The sequence below is a fragment of the Microbacterium sp. UFMG61 genome, from assembly GCF_015354505.1.
GTDB lineage: Bacteria > Actinomycetota > Actinomycetes > Actinomycetales > Microbacteriaceae > Microbacterium.
On sequence record NZ_JACAFP010000032.1, the window covers coordinates 1 to 629 of the forward strand.

Here is a 629-nt window from a genome sequence, read left to right on the forward strand (position 1 = left end):
CGTCTGGGCGCCCCGTGGCCCCTCGCCGTGCTGATGACGGCGCTCGCGGTGCTCTCGACGCTGCTCGCGGCACGCATCGGCATGGCGGTGAACGCCCTGCTGCTGCCGGAGCGCCGGTCACGCGATGACGGCGCTCGCGGTGCTCTCGACGCTGCTCGCGGCACGCATCGGCATGGCGGTGAACGCCCTGCTGCTGCCGGAGCGCCGGTCACGCGAGCTCACGGCGATCTTCGCGCTCGCGCTGATCGTCATCGCCTTCCCCGTTGCGGTCTTCCTGGCCTCATTGAAATGGGACGGAGAGGTCCCGGTGGCCGTCGCTGCACTCACCGGAACCGTCGGGCTCACGCCCCTCGCCGCTCCGTCCTGGTTCGTCTTCGCCGTCGCGACCGCGATCACACCGCTGATCCATGCACCGGCATCGTCGGTCGCGACGGCCGTGTTCCTGTGGGTCCTCTGGAGCTGGCTCGTCCGACGCCTGCTCACCACCACCGAGCGCCCTCTGGCGTCGCGCGAGCGCACGGGGCTCGGCTGGTTCGGTCTGTTGCCGTCGAACGCCTTCGGTGCCATCGCCGCACGCAGCCTCGTCTATTGGCTGCGCGATCGCCGCTACATCATGAACCTCATCGTCG

1 pseudogene is annotated in these 629 nt (G+C 70.1%); it reads left to right on the forward strand.

Annotated elements, in window-relative coordinates:
- Positions 1-124: 124 nt before the first annotated feature.
- A pseudogene (locus IXW21_RS18115) lies at positions 125-629 on the forward strand (hypothetical protein); the annotation flags it as partial.